The sequence below is a fragment of the Citreicoccus inhibens genome (genome assembly GCF_019039035.1).
Classification (GTDB): Bacteria; Myxococcota; Myxococcia; order Myxococcales; family Myxococcaceae; genus Citreicoccus; species Citreicoccus inhibens.
Genome location: NZ_JAHNZT010000029.1, coordinates 1 through 17368 on the forward strand (window position 1 = coordinate 1; position 17368 = coordinate 17368).

At 68.9% G+C, this 17368-nt stretch carries 14 protein-coding genes; 3 read left to right on the forward strand and 11 right to left on the reverse strand.

Features of this window, described 5'->3' with window-relative positions:
• Positions 1–1010: 1010 nt before the first annotated feature.
• Complete coding sequence (locus KRR26_RS26735; protein ID WP_120202460.1) at positions 1011–1340, forward strand: DHCW motif cupin fold protein; 330 nt, start codon at positions 1011–1013, stop codon at positions 1338–1340.
• Positions 1341–1408: 68 nt separating this feature from the next.
• Here KRR26_RS26735 and KRR26_RS26740 read toward each other — a convergent pair whose 3' ends face one another.
• The 5 genes from KRR26_RS26740 to KRR26_RS26760 form a co-directional block, all read right to left on the reverse strand.
• Positions 1409–2608, reverse strand: coding sequence for a hypothetical protein (locus KRR26_RS26740; protein ID WP_217081184.1), 1200 nt, complete (start codon positions 2606–2608; stop codon positions 1409–1411).
• Between the two features lie 594 nt (positions 2609–3202).
• Complete coding sequence (locus KRR26_RS26745; protein WP_120202464.1) at positions 3203–4627, reverse strand: hypothetical protein; 1425 nt, start codon at positions 4625–4627, stop codon at positions 3203–3205.
• 77 nt (positions 4628–4704) lie between these two features.
• The gene (locus KRR26_RS26750) at positions 4705–5670 is read right to left on the reverse strand and encodes a PLP-dependent aminotransferase family protein (protein ID WP_120202466.1); all 966 of its coding nucleotides are present in this window, start codon (positions 5668–5670) and stop codon (positions 4705–4707) included.
• Positions 5667–6950, reverse strand: a complete 1284-nt coding sequence (locus KRR26_RS26755; protein ID WP_120202469.1) for a radical SAM protein — start codon at positions 6948–6950, stop codon at positions 5667–5669. Before KRR26_RS26755 ends, KRR26_RS26750 begins: the two co-directional genes overlap by 4 nt.
• Before the next feature lie 87 nt (positions 6951–7037).
• On the reverse strand, positions 7038–8105 hold the full coding sequence (locus tag KRR26_RS26760; RefSeq protein WP_236069226.1) for a hypothetical protein: 1068 nt from the start codon (positions 8103–8105) through the stop codon (positions 7038–7040).
• Positions 8106–8454: 349 nt separating this feature from the next.
• Here KRR26_RS26760 and KRR26_RS26765 point away from each other — a divergent pair, with 349 nt between their 5' ends.
• Together KRR26_RS26765 and KRR26_RS26770 are read left to right on the forward strand one after the other, a co-directional pair.
• Complete coding sequence (locus KRR26_RS26765; protein WP_236069227.1) at positions 8455–9639, forward strand: serine hydrolase domain-containing protein; 1185 nt, start codon at positions 8455–8457, stop codon at positions 9637–9639.
• A gap of 165 nt (positions 9640–9804) precedes the next feature.
• On the forward strand, positions 9805–10302 hold the full coding sequence (locus KRR26_RS26770) for a DUF1801 domain-containing protein (protein WP_217081185.1): 498 nt from the start codon (positions 9805–9807) through the stop codon (positions 10300–10302).
• A 39-nt stretch (positions 10303–10341) separates the two neighbouring features.
• Here the strand turns inward: KRR26_RS26770 and KRR26_RS26775 are convergent, their stop codons facing one another.
• From KRR26_RS26775 to murD, 6 genes are read right to left on the reverse strand one after another with little or no spacing between them, the layout of a single operon-like run.
• Positions 10342–11298: a D-alanine--D-alanine ligase gene (locus tag KRR26_RS26775; RefSeq protein ID WP_217081186.1), complete on the reverse strand. Its 957-nt coding sequence runs from the start codon at positions 11296–11298 to the stop codon at positions 10342–10344.
• On the reverse strand, positions 11295–12230 hold the full coding sequence (gene murB / locus KRR26_RS26780; protein WP_217081187.1) for a UDP-N-acetylmuramate dehydrogenase: 936 nt from the start codon (positions 12228–12230) through the stop codon (positions 11295–11297). Before murB ends, KRR26_RS26775 begins: the two co-directional genes overlap by 4 nt.
• A 3-nt stretch (positions 12231–12233) precedes the next feature.
• Complete coding sequence (gene murC / locus KRR26_RS26785; protein ID WP_120202479.1) at positions 12234–13661, reverse strand: UDP-N-acetylmuramate--L-alanine ligase; 1428 nt, start codon at positions 13659–13661, stop codon at positions 12234–12236.
• Entirely contained in the window at positions 13658–14803 is a 1146-nt protein-coding gene (murG, locus tag KRR26_RS26790; protein WP_120202481.1) for an undecaprenyldiphospho-muramoylpentapeptide beta-N-acetylglucosaminyltransferase, read from the reverse strand. Before murG ends, murC begins: the two co-directional genes overlap by 4 nt.
• The gene (gene ftsW, locus KRR26_RS26795; protein ID WP_120202483.1) at positions 14800–15981 is read right to left on the reverse strand and encodes a putative lipid II flippase FtsW; all 1182 of its coding nucleotides are present in this window, start codon (positions 15979–15981) and stop codon (positions 14800–14802) included. Before ftsW ends, murG begins: the two co-directional genes overlap by 4 nt.
• Before the next feature lie 4 nt (positions 15982–15985).
• Positions 15986–17353: a UDP-N-acetylmuramoyl-L-alanine--D-glutamate ligase gene (murD, locus tag KRR26_RS26800; protein ID WP_120202485.1), complete on the reverse strand. Its 1368-nt coding sequence runs from the start codon at positions 17351–17353 to the stop codon at positions 15986–15988.
• Between the last annotated feature and the right edge of the window lie 15 nt (positions 17354–17368).

The window sequence follows — 17368 nt, forward strand, 5'->3', positions numbered from 1 at the left end:
ATGACCGTCGCTACCTCGACATGGCCTTGCTGACTTCAAACCCAGGCACCGCTGAATGATGCCGCCAAGGAGCTTTCCTCCCCCGTACCCCCTCCGAACCGACTACACACGATTCGGGACTTGACCCTCGGCAAGCCCCGCGAGGCGCATGAAGGCATACGACGCCATCAGCGCAGCATCGGAGGCTTGCGCCACGCTCAGCGAGCGCTCGAAGAAGGTCCTCGCACCGGCCGCGTCTCCAAGTCATACGCCTGCATCACGGCGACGACCACCGCGGTGAAGCGACGACCTTCGCCGTCCTCTCCTCCGCGGCCACTGCCTTGCCCCACAGCTCCGATCGCGCAAGCGGTGACGAGCGCGGTCAGGCACATGGCCCCTGCGAACTGCCTCATGACATCCTCCCCACGAAGTGCCCGGGAACTCCCGGCGAGAGGACCGCGAGAGAGGGACTCGAACGAACAGGCGAGGAGGGGATGAGTCGCCGAGGTCTGGGATGGGCCGTGACCCTCCAGGGACGAGCCGCGTGCGGCATGGCGGCGAGCCCCTCACAACGCGTGGCCGCGCAGTTGCTCCAGTCGCGCTCGGTCCATGCGGCTCAGCGTCAGCGCCTGGCCATCGCGCAACACCACACGGAGAGCTGCACGCCATCGATGAAGGCGAGGAGCACATACGCGCCCACCACCTGCACGGAGCCACGCCAGCGCGAAGGCGACACGCGTGCCTCATTCGAACGGAACGAGGGGCCGCTCCCTGCGCTGTCGTCGAGTCCCTTCACGGGATTCCACTCCAGCCAGAGGGCGCCCTCGCGGCGCGAAACCCGAGCGCCTCGGCCTCATTTCCATCCCGGCCAAACGCAGGACCGCTTCGGATCCGCGCAAGCAGGAGTGAATGAGTCGCGGCGCCCTGTCCCGCTTTGAAGTAGACGCCAGCGCACGCGCTCGAACATCCCAGGCACTTCGCGCTCCCGTCACCTGGAACGCGACTTCGCCCGTCACCGAGAGGCATCTCCCATGAAGATCTCGAACCTCCCCTTCACCACCACGGACTGGGGGAAGATCCAACCCACCGAGCACCCGGGCACTTCGGGCAAGGCGTTCTGGAGAACGCTCCAGGCCGGAGACATCCGGATCCGCATGGTGGAATACACCCCCGGCTACGTGGCGGACCACTGGTGCCGCCGGGGACACATCTTGCTCGTGCTCGAAGGGACGCTGCTCACCGAGTTGCAGGATGGCCGGAGCTTCGAGCTCGGGCCCATGATGAGCTACGAGGTCGCCGATGACGACGGCGCCCATCGCTCGTCGACCACGACGGGCGCTCGGCTCTTCATCGTGGACTGAGCCGGTCGACTCCGCGCCCGGTGACGGGTTCGTCACCGGGGCGGCCCGCCGCGCTCACGACCAGCCGCTCACAGGCGGAAGACGAGGACGTCCTTGTCTCCAGGGCTCATCCACACGATGGCGTCGAGGCTGGGGAAGTAGATGGCTCGACGCCGAGCGATTCCGCTCTGCAAGACGGGCGCGGCGTTGGCGAACGTCTTCGGCCGCAGCGTCGCGGGCGTCGTCTTGAGGTCCAGCTCCAGCCACGCCATGCCGCTGTTGAGCTTCGTGTAGACCCAATAGACACCTTCGGTTGGCACGTAGACCATGCCGTGCCCATCGGTGGCGTGGCCGGTGTCCGGGAACGACGCGAGCGACAGCCCGCCCTCGTAGTTCCACGTCGAGCCCGACGCGAGCACGGCGTGCGTGGCCACGCTGTACTGCTGCCACCGGCCCGGCGAGGCATAGTTACCTGAGCTGTTGGGCGGCACGAAAATGGTCACGACATCGCCTTCCTGCGTATAGGCGCCACCGCTCCAGTCCCAGCTCCCCCACGTGGCGCGCGGCGCGAGCCAGGTGTTCGTGCGCAGGTCATAGTCCGCGGCGAAGGGGCCGCTGGAACCACAGGACCCAATGATCAGCTTCGACTCGTGGTCGAGGACCGCGATCATCTCCTCCGTGAGCGCGGTGTCGTCACCGTTGGCGCGCGGGTGCGTCTTGAGCGTCCACTTGTGGTCCCCCAGCGAGTACCGCCACAGCCGGCGACACGCGACGATGAGCTCCTGGGTCTCGGGCACGTAGACGAAGCCGTCATAGACGTGCCGGGCCGTGGGGCTGCCGATGGGGTCGCTCGCGGTGCGGTCCCAGTAGATCTCGTCGTAGTACCAGTGGTCGCGCTGTGCCCAGGTCCCCGCATCGGCCTCCGCGTTGTAGGCCGCGCGCGACTCGGGGCAGCCCGCGAAGGTGCCGGACGTGCGGTAGGCCTGACTCCAGAGCCGCGAGTCGCTGGGCATGTGCTCAATCGACCACTGCATCGAGTCGAGGTCGAAGCGGTAGATGCCGTTGTTGCTCGAGTCACTATGGCCCCCGCCATGACGCCACAGTCGGCGGCCAGCCAGGTCGAAGGCCGGCGCATTCCACGCCTCAGTGACGCCTCCCCAGCTGCTGCTGCCGTAATCCTTCCACCCGGGCATGGCGGCCTGCACCTGTGCGCCCAATGACTCCAGCTTCGTGCCCGAGACACTCACCCACCGACCATGCGGCACGAGCGCCCAACTCGACTCATTCACGCGACCATCGTTGTCGCGCCCAGGCGTCCACACATCATTGGAATAGGTGCCGGGATTGCTGCCATGACCCCAGCCAGGCGAAGTGCCGGCGTCGCGAACCCCTGCGTCATAGGGTGTCCCCGCGTCTCCACCCGCATCTCGCGTTTCAGTCGATGTCCCAGCATCCGACGGCGAGGGGGAGTCCGCACATCCCGAGAGAAACAGCAGCGCGATCAACCATCGTGACATGGTCGATAGTGTAGAGGCTTCACCCTGCGTCTCAGCAACTTTCGATGCGTCTGACTGGGTTTCCGCGCTGAAGCGAAACGCGAAGTCCGCGCGGACTCAACCCTCCGGGAATGTCTCTCATCGGGTCACGGCGACGCAACAGGATGCATGGCCGGGAAAGACTCTCACGGTCAGAGCCGGGCCAGCATCTCCTCGCGCTTGCGAGCGAACTCCTCAGGCGTGATGAGTCCGGCGTTGGCCATGCGCTGGAGCACCGTGGCCGCAACAATCAGCACTCTGACCGCAATCACATCCACGCCTCACCTCGCCATTGAACCTGCCCCCCCCGCGCCGGGCAGGACCTCGCGCCGCTTCCGCAGCGACCTCTCAGCGAGGCACGCTCCCCAGCCACGCCCCCAAGCGCTGGTCGAGCACGGGCGCCGCTTTGTCGACCGCATCCCACGTGTCGTCATCCAGCACGGGCTCGTCGTGCCCGAAGGCGCCTCGACGACTGCCAAAGACCGCCTTGAGGTCCTCCGTCAGCCACAGCCCCTTCATGTTGTGGAACCAGCGGTAGGCCAGACTGCGAAGGCCCGGCGCATCCCGCAGGTGGTCGTCCCACAGTCCTCGCGGGAGTGCCTGTTTGACGAAGCGCGAGCCCTGGACTTCGCGCCGCGCCACGGCGGAGAGCAGCTCTTGATGCGCCGGGAAGCGCTCGGGGACCAGCAAGCCTCGCGTGGCGGCATAGCCCACGAAGAGTCCCGTCGTGATGTCCGGGTATCGCTCCAGCGCTCGCGCGCTCCTCACGGAGAGAGTGACGGTGATGCCGTCATCGAACTCGAGTTCGAGCTCCAGGTGCCCAGCGGTGTCCAGCGCCCAGGTCCAGAACGCGACGGTCAGCGCATCTTCGGTCGCGAAGGCGGCGCGTCGGCCCGTGGGCGGTCCGAGCACTCGCGCGACCTCCTCCTCCGAAGTTGCCTTCCAGGGCACTCCGAGCAGGGGCTCGCCCACCGCGGCGCGCACCCAGGCGGTGGAGACATAGGGAATGAACGTCTTGGCCGTCTTCGGCTGCGGAGGAAAGGCGTCGTTGAGGACGTCGTGTGAGAAGACCAGCTCCACGCCCTGCTTGGGGGCCGAGACGTTCACGGAGTCCGTGTTCTCCGAGGTGGACCGAGGCACCTTCTTCCCCAGCACCTCCGTCACGTAGGCGACGACCTCGGGAGCATCGGCGCGCCGGCCCAGCACCGCGGCCAGTCGCTGCGTCTTCGGCCCCAGCCTGGCCAGCACCTCTGTCGGAGTGAAGCGCGGGGCCGCCTCCGCGCCCGTGGCCAGCGGCGCATCCCCCTCCAGCCAGGTCGCGAAGTCGAAGTCCTCCCCTTTCGGCACCTTGAGCTTGTGCTGCTTCAGCCACGCGACCAGCGCTTTGCGACCCGACGTGTCCGCGGCATCGAGTTCGTCGAGCCCGGTCTCGCCCTGCGCCCACAGCGACAGGAACTCCTCGAGGCTGTTCGCGACCGTCCTCGCCTCGCCCTCCGAGCCGAGCAAGGCCACCGCCGATCGCGTCATGGCGCCCGGGCGGATGAGCGCGACCAACGAACCATCCGGCAACCCCAGGAACGTGAAGCCCTCCCGCCGGAGCCGTTCCGCCTTCGTCGGGCTCCACTCGGTGGGGATGGGCTCGGCCACCAGCCCATCGAATGCGCCCAGCGTTCCGTGGTCCTGCTCGGCCACCCAGGCGCCGAACTTCGCGAGCAACGCTGGAACTTCATGCCCCAAGGGCGCCGCGGAGAGATTCACGAGGTACTTCGTCATGGGGGTGCGCTCCAGCCTCCTGCGGCGCACCATAGCGCAGGAGCACGCCCTCCCCCTCGCGCGAGCATGGGTACAGGTCAGGAGACCGCGGCGCTCAGGCTCGACACGATGCTCAGCTGGGCAGGACCTCCGAAGACCGAGGCAGGCACTCCGAGGACACCGTGCTCGAGGAGCTCATCGAAGGAGCACTGCGACGTGGCGAAGTACCCGACACAGCGCGAGGTACGAAGCCCGGGCCGGCGGGCCGTGTAGGCATCGAGGATGCGAGCCCGCTCCGCGAGCAGCGCGCCCACCTCACTCGGACGCGACGCGTGCTCCGTGAGCGCCGCGTAACCCATGCGGAGCTTCTGCTCGTCCTTTGGCAGGGGCGCGAAGACGGCACGCACCTCCTCTCGCCATCGCTCGGGAGTGACGCAAAGCCCCACATGGTCCGGGATGAGCCACCCCTTCGAGAGCGAGGCGAGGACGAAGGCCAGGTCCTCCTCCAGCAAGCGGCGCACCCACGGCGTGGGCGGTGTCGCGTACGCCGAATCAATCAGCAGCACCCGCTGGCGCGGCGCGGCGCGGACCCAGGCCTCCACCGTCTCGGCATCGTCGCGGCGCAACGTGAGGCCCCACGGTTTGAGCGGCTCGCAGAGGAGGAGGGCCTCGCATTGTTCGAGCGGGGGCAGCCCCTCTCTCGCGGAGAATCGCAGGACCTCCACGCCCGCTTCCTCCGCGAGCCGGAGGTACACCGGATACACGTCGTCGGGGACTCCCACCCGAGCGTTGCGCGACGCGAGCCACCCGAACAGCGCTCGCAAGGAGCGCCGCACGCCGTGACTGACCTGCGTCCGAGACTTGAGTTGGCCATCCAGCCCGAGGTGGGCGAGGAATCGCTCCGCGACGTGACAGCGATACGGCGCTTCGGAATGCAGCGACGGCGCGATGACGGAGAACGATGGCCCCAGGCTCCGGTAGACGTTGAGTTCCGCGAGGTCCACCAACTCGGGGCGGCCGGCGCGCAACGAGGCCCGCAGCGCGAGGAAGGCTTCGTGGTTCATCGATGCAGCTCCGAGGCAGGGTCTTCCAGCGACGCCAGACAGGTCCCATCCGTCATGAGATTCCACGAGCGCACCCGGCCGTTCGTTCGCTCCCACCCCACGGATGGCTCGGTATAGGCAGCCACGCGCAGCGCTCGGCCCGCGACCTCGCCCTCGAACACCGGGCTCCCCCAAGGCAACTCCGCCACCTTTCGGAAGCCCGCTGCATCCAGCGCACGGAGCACGACTTCGAGGGGCACCTGGTTCGCGGCGCAGAACTGATTCACCGCGCTCGGGGCCCAGGCACTCTCGGAGAGGCTGGAGACGTAGAGTTCCTTGAAGCAGACCTCGTGAAACCCTTCGCGCGCGCTGCGGTCGAGATACGCGTGGACCTTGGACACATCCTCCACGCCACCGCGCTGCAGCACGCAGATGGCTCGGGTGCGCAGCCCGGGAGTGCTCGCGAGCGGCCCCGAGTCAATCGACAGTCCCATGATGCGCGCGTCGTCCTCGCGGGTGACGCCGTGACGGCTGAGAGCCAGCGTGGTGAGCCCCTCGTCACGCAAGGCACGCACCTGCTCCGCATCCAGTCGCGCCCCATTCGTGATGAGGAGCGTCTTGGGGTATCGCTCGGCGAGGCCCCTGACCAGGGCGCGCAATTGGCTCGGGGCCAGCAAGGTCGGCTCGCCGCCTCCGGTGATGACGGCGCGCTCCGCCCCACGCGTTCGAGCGAGGTCCGCCCAGGCCAGTTGGACTTCGAGCGAGGCACTGCGCTGCCGCGCGAGGTCCGAGACGCTGGCCTTCGAGAAACAGAACGCGCATCGCGCCTGACACGCCCGCGCCACCGGCAACACCGAGAAGCTGCGAGGCCGACAGCGTGCCCAGGGCGTCAGCCCCGCGTCGTCGAGCAAGAAGGCCTGCGCGGTCACCTCCTCGTGAATCGTGGGGCGCAGCGTGCCGTCGTCCGAGACCCAAGCCACGCCGCTCAGTGGCACCTCTGGAGCGGGCCAATGCCACCCGATGCCCGTGCCCGTGACATCGTTGCGGCGCATGGCCTGGGCACCCGAGGTCGGCAGGCGGGCGCGCAGCGCGACCACGCGGTCCTTCGCGCGGCCGAGCTTCGCCACCAACCGCCGAGCCTTGTCGAGCCCCGGCGCCCAGGGCTCGTCCTCCTTCAACATGTAGAACGCGCCGGGGAAGGTCGACTCCGAGATGAGCGCCTTCGAGTACCGCATGCGGTAGCGGTCAAATCCGCGCAGCCAGTTCGAGAGCGGGACGAAGGCGACGAAGGCGGTGTCCATGACGCCGCCACTCTCGCAGCATCCCCGCTTAGTGTCAAACGAACACCAACCATCGACCCAGGCGCGAAGGGAACCACCTGCGCGGGGCTACTCGAAGACGGAGAGCTGCCCGAGCGAGCGGAGTCCCGCCGTCGCATCCTTCGTCGCCGCGCGCAGCCGGACCTGCGACACCGCCGTCGTGCCCGAGAGGTCCACTTCCATGAAGCGCTGAACGCCCGCGCCGGCCAGGAGGTTCACCAACGGCACCCACTGCGTGCCATCCGCGCTCCCCTCCAACACCACCTCGGTCAGGGTGCCCGAGATCTCGAAGCTGCGCAGCACGGCCTTTCGCAGCACCGCGGGCCGAGCCAGCTGCAATGAGACATCGCGAACCCCCGGAGCGAAGAGCACGAGCCCACCGAGGCCGCCGTCCGTGATGGCACAGGGCGCCTTCGCGTCCTGGTACGCGCACGTCGCGCCACGACTGACGGGCACGCGGGCGCGGCGCGGCAGGGCCAGCAAATCGGAGGAATAGGTGTAGTCGACGGTCTCGCTCCCCACCTTCGCCGTGCGCGTGACGTGGATGGAGGCCTTGAGTCCGTCCATGTCCTCGAGGACATAGTCGCTCAGATGCACCGGCGAGGCGGCCTTGGCCACCTGCCAGACGGGCTCGACCAGCGAGGGCCCGATCGTCAGCGAGTGCTCATCCGTGCCGGCCCCGTGGGTCGCGGACAAGGGACGGAAGCCCACGCTCACGCCCTGCGCCTCCACGGTGGAGGTCAACGTGCCCGTCCACTCCTGGAGCGCGGGCAGCGCAGAGTCCGGCTGCTGGATGAGGAAGTAGGCCGCGACACTTCGCCCCTCCTTCTGCGTGGGCGAGCGCGCCACGAAGCACCGCGCGATGCTCCCGTTGCGCGTATCCGCGCCCAGCAGGTCCATCCTGAACGTGCCATCGGCGCCAGTCTTCACCGTCCTCCAACTCGACGAGAAGATCGTGAATCCACAGGACGAGTTGTCACTGCGGTAGACATTCAGCAACGTACCCGAAAGGGGGGTGCCCGACTCATCCAGGAGCCGCCCACTCAGGACGACGTCTTGGTCCTGCGACACCTTGCTCTCGGTACAGCCGCCCAGCATCGCCAGCACACCGACCGTCCACGTACGCATTCGTCGCATGCGGTTCTCCTTCTCGAGTGAGGCTCGGGGTCTGTGCAAAACCGGTGCAGAGCCCTCTTCGCTCTGGAGCCGCGTGCATGGGCCCGTCCACTCGTGACAGGTCCGTCATGGAGAGTTCGCTACGCGGGGTGCCACCCATTCTTCGCGGCGTGACCGCATCGAACGGACATGGGTCCGCGCTCGAATCGCGTCCCAACTTCGCGGCCCGGGTGTCCACGGAGCCCCAGGCTCCACGCAATCCCCGGGTGGCTCGCGAGTAGTGATGGAACCTATGTCCCCATCCTTGCTCACGGCTCCACGGTCTCCCTCCACGTTGCGGGCATGTAGGGTGTTGCCCATACTCCCAGCCATGGCCTCACTGCACCGCGGCACGCTCGCATCGATGCTCTGCGCGTTCCTCTCCACGGCTTGCGCCACCCAGACCGCGACCTCCGCGAAGCCCCCCACCGCCGAGGTGCGGGCGACCGCGGGCACGGACGTCGATGACACCGTTCATCGACTCATGACGAAGGCCCAACTCCCGGGCCTCGCCGTCGCCATCATCGAGGATGGGCAGGTCGCGTCCCTGAAAGCCTATGGCGTCCGGGACGTGAGCCAATCCGCCCCGTTGCGAACCGACACGGTCATGTACGGCGCGTCGCTGACCAAGGTCGTGTTCACGTATCTGGTCCTGCAGCTCGTTGACGAAGGCGTGCTCACGTTGGACACGCCCATCGAGCGGTATTTGAAGAAGCCGCTGCCCTCGTATCCGAAGTACGCGGACCTCGCGGCGGATCCGCGCTGGAAGCAGCTCACTGCGCGCATGCTGCTGAGCCACACGGCCGGCTTCCCCAACTTCCGCTTCCTCAATCCCAATGGGAAGCTCGACTTCAAGTTCGATCCGGGCACGCGCTACGCCTACTCAGGCGAAGGCATCAACCTGTTGCAGTTCGTCCTGGAGGACGCGGGCCTGGGACTCGACGTGGAGCAGGAGATGAAGCGCCGCATCTTCGAGCGCTTCGGCATGCGGCGCACCAGCATGGTCTGGCGGGACGACTTCGAATCCAACGTCGTCACGGGCTACGACGAGCACGGCACCGCGCAAGTCCACAAGCGGCGTGAGAGTGTCCGCGCCGCGGGCTCCATGGACACGACCGTGGAGGACTACGCGAAGTTCCTCTCAGCGCTTGTCCGAGGCGAGGGCCTCTCCGCCAGGGCTCGCGCGGAGATGCTCACTTCGCAGATCGCCATTTCGACGGCGCACCAGTTCCCTACGCTGCTGACCGAAACCGACGCGCGCAATCAGGACCTCGCCTTGTCGGCCGGGTTGGGCGTGGTGTTGTTCCGTGGGCGTGCGGGCCCGGCGTACTTCAAGGGCGGGCATGACGATTGGACAGACAACTTCTTCCTCTGCCTGGAGCAGGGGCGGCGTTGTGTCTTGCTGCTCTCGAACAGCGTGAAGGGCCCGCAGGTGTTTCCCGCGCTCGCGGAGGCCATCCTGGGCCCCACGGACATGCCCTGGCGGTGGGAGTACAACCCGCCCCCCGCGGAGTGAACCGTGCGGTGTCTCGCGCCGCCGGAGCACCTCGCTCGCGGGCTGGCGCCCCCCGGAGTTGGTGAGGCACGGTCGCGAGAAACGTCAGCGCCCGTGTCGATCTCTCGAAGGGCCATTCGACGTGATTTTGAAACGGCGAATCCAACCCACCCGAGGCCCCACCCCATGGCTCCCGTGAAGAAGTCCGCTCCCGCCAAGACCGCGAAGGCGAAGAAGGCCCCCGCCGCCAAGAAGAGCCCCGCTGCGGCCAGGCCCGCGCCCAAGGCCGCCCGAGGCTCGACCTCCGAGGCCGCCCCGTCCCAGGACGCGGCGGTGGACGCGTTCATCGCCAAGATGGAGTCGTGGCAGCAGGACCTGGTGCACGCGCTCTCAGCGCTCGTGGCCGCGGCGGCGCCGAAGGCCTCGGTCTACGTGAAGTGGGGCCACCCCATCTGGGACCAGGCGGGCCCGTTCGTGCTCGCGAAGCCCGCCAAGGCCCACCTGACCATCGGACTGTGGCGCGGTGGCCGGCTCCGCGACCCGGACCACATCCTGGAGGGCGACGGAGAGGGGATGCGGTACGTGCGGCTTCGCGCCGGCCAGCAGCTCCCGGCCTCCCTCGCGACGCTGCTGCGCGAGGCCGTGGCGCTCAACAACAAGCTCGGCAACCCGATGAAGCGCTGAGCGCGCCTCATCGTCGGGACGGGGCGCTGGGGACGCCGCTCAGGCCTTCAGGGACGCGCCCAGCAGGAGCCGCTCGCAGAGGGCCGGGAAGTCGATGCCCCGCCCCGCGGCAATCTTCGGCAACAGGCTGCTGGCCGTCATTCCAGGCAGCGTGTTGATCTCCAGCAGGAACACGTCACCGCTCTCCGTCACGATGACGTCCGAGCGCGACGCGCCCGCGCAGCCCAGCGACTGGTGCGCCGCGAGGCAGACCGCGTTCACCCGCTCGTACTGCGCGGGCTCCAGCGGGGCCGGGAAGAGATACTGCGTGCCGCTGCCGGCCTTGTACTTGGCCTCGTAGTCGTAGAACTCGCGCGCGGCGCGCACCTCGATGACGCCCAGGGCCTCGTTGTCCAGCACGGCGCCCTGCACCTCGCGGCCCTTGATGAACTGCTCCACCAGCAGGGTGCCCGCGTACTTCGCGGCGTCCTCCACCGCGGCCACGTACGCCTCGCGCGTCTTGCAGATGTGCACGCCCACGCTGCTGCCTTCACGGCTGGGCTTCACCACCACCGGGAAGCCGAAGGGCAGTGCATCCACCGCCGCCAGCGCCGCCTCCGCCGTCTGGAAGGCGCGATACGGCGGCGTGGGGATGCCGCGCGCGACGAAGATCTCCTTCGCGTAGACCTTGTCCATGCCCACCGCGGACGCCATCACGCCGCTGCCCGTGTACGGGATGAACATGGACTCCAAGAGGCCCTGCAGACAGCCGTCCTCTCCGTAGCGGCCGTGCACCGCGAGCCACGCCACGTCCACCTTCTCCGCGAGGAGGCGCGCGGGCAGGTCCTTGCCCACGTCGAGGTCCACCACGTCGTATCCCAGCCCCTTGAGCGCTCCGGAGACGGCCGCGCCCGTGCGCAGACTCACCTCGCGCTCCGCGGACAGGCCGCCCTGAAGGACGGCCACGCGCTTCGTCTTGAGTTCGGCCTGGGTGAAGCCTCGGGTGCCTCGGGTCATGGCAGGAACACTCCCACGCGCTTGACTTCGGGTTTCATGTCGACGCCCGTCGCCTCGCGCACCCGCTGCTGCATGAGGGTGATGAGGCCCAGCACGTCGCGGGCAGCGGCGCCGCCCAGGTTGACGATCCAGTTCGCATGCAGGGTGGAGACCTGCGCGCGTCCCAGGGTGTGCCCCTTCAGGGACACGAGTTCAATCAATCGGCCCGCGAAGTCGCCCGGCGGGTTGGTGAACACGCTGCCGAAGTTGGGCTGGCTGAGCGGCTGCGTCCGCTTGCGGTAGCCCAGGTCCGCGTCCATGGCCGCCTTGCTCGCGACCACGTCGCCCTTGCGCAACGCGAAGCGCACCCGCGTCACCACGCCGCCTTCCGGCAGCGAGGCGTGCCGGTACTCGTGCGGCACCTGCGCCTTGGACAACCACCCCACCCCATCCGCCGTGGCCACCTCGATGGCCTCCACCACGCGGAAGCACTCGCCGTTCTTCGTGCCCGCGTTCATCGCCACCGCGCCGCCCAATGTCCCCGGGATGCCCGCGAGGAACTCCGCGCCCACCAGGCCATTGGCGCGCATCAGGTTGACCAACCGGACGATGGCCGAGCCCGTGCCGAGCGTCAGCCGCCCCTCCTCGGGCCCCACGTCCACCTGCTCGGGGAACAGGTCTCCCGGCACGCGCACCGTGACACCTGGGACGCCGCCGTCGCCCACCAGCGTGTTGGCCCCGCCGCCCAGCACGGTGAAGGGCACGCCCTCCTCACGCACGAGCCGCAGCAGCGCCACCAGCGCATCGGGGGAACGGGGCCGCACCAGGGCCTCGGCCGCCCCGCCCGCGCGCACGCTCGTGTGCGGCGCCAGGGGCTCGCCCGCCTTCACCTCGCAGCCCTCCAGCCGCGCCACGCGCGCGGCCAGAGCGGTGCTCACGCCCGGCTCGACCATGGTCTACGCCTTCGCCGGCCCGGAGGCGTTGAGCAGCGTCAACAGCTCCGGCCCCACCTGGGTGATGTCGCCCGCGCCCAGCGTCAGCACGAGGTCTCCCGGACGCAGCCGCTCCTGAAGCGCCCGAGGCAGGTCCGCGCGCTTCTCCACGAACGTCACGTCGCGATGTCCGTGCGCGCGGATGGCATCCGCCAGCGCGTCGCCCGTGGCCCCTGGGATGCGCTCCTCGCCCGCCGCGTAGACGCTGGTGACGAACAGCACGTCCGCGTCGTTGAAGGACGTGGCGAACTCCTTCATCAGGTCATGCGTGCGCGTGTAGCGGTGCGGCTGGAAGGCCACCACCACGCGACGACCGAACGCCTTGCGCGCCCCCGCGAGGGTGGCCATCACCTCGGTGGGGTGGTGCCCGTAGTCGTCCACCACGGTGACGCCCGCGGACTCACCGCGCACCGTGAAGCGCCGCTGCACCCCGCCGAACTCGGCGAGCGCGCCGCGCACCGTCTCCAGCGGGATGTCCATCTCCTCGGCCACGGCGATGACCGCCAGCGCGTTGAAGGCGTTGTGCGCGCCCACCATGCGGACGCGGAACTCGCCCAGCGGTTCGTCGCGACGGAACGCATGGAACGTGGTGGTGAAGCCGTCGAGCGAGATGCCCTCCAGCCGGTAGTCCGCCATGTGCGAGCTGCCGTAGGTGACGAAGCGCTTCTCGATGCGCGGCAGGAGCGCCTGGACGTTGGGGTTGTCCAGGCACAGCACGTTGAGGCCGTAGAAGGGCACCCGGTTGCAGAACTCCACGAAGGCCGTCTGGAGCGCGTCCAGCGTCCCGTAGTGGTCCATGTGCTCCGGGTCGATGTTGGTGACGATGGCGATGGACGGATGCAGCTTGAGGAAGCTGCCGTCGCTCTCGTCCGCCTCCACGACCATCAGCTCGCTCTTGCCGAGCTTGGCGTTGGAGTCGAGCACGTTCACCTTGCCGCCCACCACCGCGGTCGGGTCCAACCCCGCCGCGGACAGCACGGTGGCCACCATGGACGTCGTCGTCGTCTTGCCGTGGCTGCCCGCCACCGCGACGGCGTACTTCAGGCGCATCAGCTCCGCGAGCATCTCCGCGCGGGGGATGACAGGAATCTTCCGTTGGCGCGCCGCCACCACCTCGGGGTTGTCGCGGCGCACGGCCGACGAGATGACGACCACGTCCGCGTGCACCAGGTTCTGCGCGCGGTGTCCCTCGAAGAGCGTGGCCCCCAGCTTCGCGAGCCGCCGGGTGATGTCGCTCTCCTTCATGTCCGAGCCGGACACGCGGTAGCCCAGGTTGAGCAGCACCTCGGCGATGCCGCTCATGCCGATGCCGCCAATCCCCACGAAGTGCACATGCGCCGCGTGGCGCGTCTTGAACAGGCTGACGGGCTTGCTGGGGGGGGACCGGGTCACGACTCGCTCCTGGGGGCCTTCTTTTCTTCTCGCGCGCCGCGATCCCGGCCCGAAGGGCCGTAGGCCTGCACCATCAGGTCCACGCACACGTCCGCCAGCTCCTTGGCGGCCTCGGGACGACCCAGGAGGGCCGCCCGCTTCTCCATCTGCTTCAACTTCGCCGGCTCCGACATCAGCGCGCGGAGCGTCTCCGCCAGCTTCTGCCCCGTCAGCTCCGACTCTCGGAACATCATCGCCGCGCCCGCGTCCACCAGGGCCTTGGCGTTGACCTCCTGGTGGTTGTCCGTGGCGTGCGGGAAGGGAATCAGGATGCTGGCCTTCTTGCACACCGTCAGCTCGGCCAGCGTGGTGGCTCCGGCGCGACAGACCACCAGGTCCGCCCGCGCGTACGCGGAGGACATGTCATCGATGAAGTCCACCACCGTCGCGTGGAAGCCCTTGTCCGCGTAGCCCTGGCGCACGCTCTCCACGTCGTTCTTCCCCGTCTGGTGGAAGAACGAGAGCTGCTCCTTCAGGTCGCCCAAGTGCTCCAGCGCCTCCAACATGCGCGCGTTGACGCCGCGGGCGCCCAGGCTGCCGCCGAAGATGAGCAGCGAGAAGTGCTCGTGCGCGGCGCTGCTGCGCAGGTAGTTGTCCATCAGCTTGCGGCGGATGGGATTGCCGATGAGCTGGACCTTCTTCTCGGGGAAGAAGCGGCGCGCCTCGTCGAAGGCGGTGAACACCACGCGCACCACGCGCCCCAACAGCTTGTTGGTGAGGCCGGGCAGCGCGTTCTGCTCCTGGATGGCCGTGGGGATGCCCATCAGCCACGCGGCCAGCACCACCGGCCCGCTCGCGTAGCCCCCCACGCCCACCACCACGTCGGGCTTCTGGCGCGCGAGGATGCGGAAGGACTCGATGAACGCCAGCGGCAGCGCGAGCAGTCCCTTCAAGAGGCCCAGGAAGCCCTTGCCCTTGAGCCCCTGCACCTTCACCAACTCCAGCGGATAGCCCTCGCGCGGCACCACGCGGGACTCCAGCCCGCGGTCCGTCCCCACGAAGACGACCTCGTTCGCGTGGTGGCGCGTCACCACCTCTTCCGCGAGCGCGATGCCCGGGAACAGATGGCCGCCCGTCCCACCGCCGGCGATGAGTACCTTCACGCGGTTACCCCCCGAACATCCGAACCCGTCCGCACGGGGCGATTGACGGCCCCCTGCGCGCTCGCGCTCAACGACAACAGCACACCGGCCGCGCCCATCAGCACCACCAGGGATGTTCCTCCGTAGGACACGAAGGGCAGCGTCAGTCCCTTCGTCGGCAACAGGCCCATGGCCACGGACATGTTCACGGTGGCCTGGAACGCGATGATGGACGTGATGCCCAGCCCCAGGTACGTCCCGAAGGTCTCGCCCGCCGCGAGGCTCGCGCGAACCCCTCGCCACAGCACCACGCCGTACAGCAGGACCAGCAGCCCCACGCCAATGAGCCCTGTCTCTTCTCCGAGGATGGAGAAGATGAAGTCCGTGTGCGCCTCCGGGAGGAAGAACAGCTTCTGCCGCCCGTCCCCCAGGCCCAGCCCCGTCACACCGCCCGAGCCAATGGACATGAGCGACTCGGCCACCTGATAGCCCACGTCATGCCGGTGCGCCCACGGGTCCAGGAAGGCCAGGATGCGCTTCATGCGATACGGGCTGGTCGCGATGGCGATGTACGCCATGGGCAAGGCCAGCAGCACCGAGCCCACCAGATAGCTGAGCTTCGTGCCCGCCGCGAACAGCAGCACGAACAGCATGAAGACGAGCAGCACGCTGCTGCCGAAGTCCGGCTGGAGCATGCACAAGAGCACCAGGATGCCGCACAGCGCCAGGTGCGGCAGGAAGCCGATGGAGAACGTGGCCACCTTCTCGCGCTTCTTCGCCAGCGAATACGAGAGGTAGACGACCCACGCGAACTTGGCGATCTCCGCGGGCTGGAGGCTGAAGCCCGGCAGGCGGATCCACCGGCGCGCGCCGCCCGCTGTCGTCCCGATGCCCGGAATCGCCACGGCGATGAGCAACACGATGGCCAGGAGCAGCAGCGGATAGGCGAGCCGCGCCAGCCGGCGCCAGCCCAGCTTCATCATCACCGCCATCCCCACCAGCCCCATCCCAGCCGCGCTCAGCTGCCGCTTGAGGAAGTAGAGGCTGTCGCCGAGCTTGTCCTGCGCCAGCACCGCGCTCGCCGAGTACACCATCACCAAACCCAGCGACACGAGCCCCAGCACCGCGCACAACAGCAGCGGGTCGAACCGCACGGGAGGCGGCGCGGGGGCGGCGGCGGTGGGAGGAGCGGTCTTCATCGCGTCACAGCGCCTTGACCAGGCGCTTGAACACGTCGCCTCGGTCCTCGAAGTTCTTGAACTGATCGTACGACGCGCACGCCGGCGACAGGAGCACCGTGTCGCCCGGCCGAGACAGCTCGCGAGCCCGCGCCACCGCCGCGTCCAGCGTGCCGCACGCGTGCACCGGCGCCGCGCCCGCGTAGGCCCGCGCAATCACGTCCGCGTCCTGTCCGATGGTCAAGACGCCCTTCACCTTGCCCAACCCCGCGTCCACCATGGGCTGGTACGGCGCGCCCTTGCCCTTGCCGCCCGCCACCAGCCACAGGTCGCCCGCGAAGGCCCGCAGCGCCACCAGCACCGAGTCCACGTTGGTGGCCTTGGAGTCGTTCACCCACTCCACGCCCTCCAGCACGCGCACGCTCTCCAGCCGGTGCGGCAGCCCCGGGTAGCTGTCCAGGCCCGCCTGCGCCGCGGCCGAGGGCACTCCCCCCAGGCGGGCCAGCAGCGTGGCCGCCATGGCGTTCTGCGCGTTGTGCGCCCCGCGCAGCGCGCGGTTCGTCAGCGTGTAGCGCTCACCGAGCGCATCCAGACGGAAGCCCCCGGGCTCCGCCACCGCCAGCCCCGCGAGCTTCGGGGCGGGCACCACCGGCGTGCCCGTCAGGCTGAAGCCATACACCGGCACGCGCGCCGCCTGGGCCAGGCGCATCACGTCCGCGTCGTCCGCGTTCACCACCGCGAAGTCGGTGCCGTGCTGGTTGCGGAAGATGCGCGCCTTCGCCTCGCCGTACTCCTGGTGGTTCGCGTAGCGGTCCAAGTGGTCCGGCGTGAGGTTGAGCAACGCCGCGCCGTGGGGCCGCAGCGCGTGGATGCCCTCGAGTTGGAAGCTGGACAGCTCCACCACGAGCGCGTCCCAGTCACCGGGGGACAGCGCGGCCTCGGCCAGCGGCCGGCCCAGGTTGCCGCCCACGAACGTGCGCAGCCCCGCGCGCGCGTACAGCTCACCGGTCAGCGCCGTGGTGGTGCTCTTCCCGTTGGTGCCCGTGATGCCCAAGAGCGGCGTCACCGTGAGGAAGCACGCGGCCAGCTCCACCTCGCCCCAGACGGGCACGCCCGCCGCGCGCGCGGCCTGCAACTCCGGCAGCGCCAGCGGTACGCCCGGGCTCACCACCACCAGGTCCTGGCGCTCGAGCAAGCCTGGGGGCGTCGCCCCCGACACGAGCGTCACGCCCCGCGACTCCAGCTCCGTCGCCACGTCGCCCAGCGCCTCGCGCGAGCGCGCGTCCAGCGCCGTCACCTGGGCGCCCTTCGCGAGCAGCAGGCGGAGGGCCGCCACGCCGCTCTTGGCCAGCCCGAACACCAACACCTTCCGACCGGACAGCGACGTCGTCATGGCCTGCGAAACCTC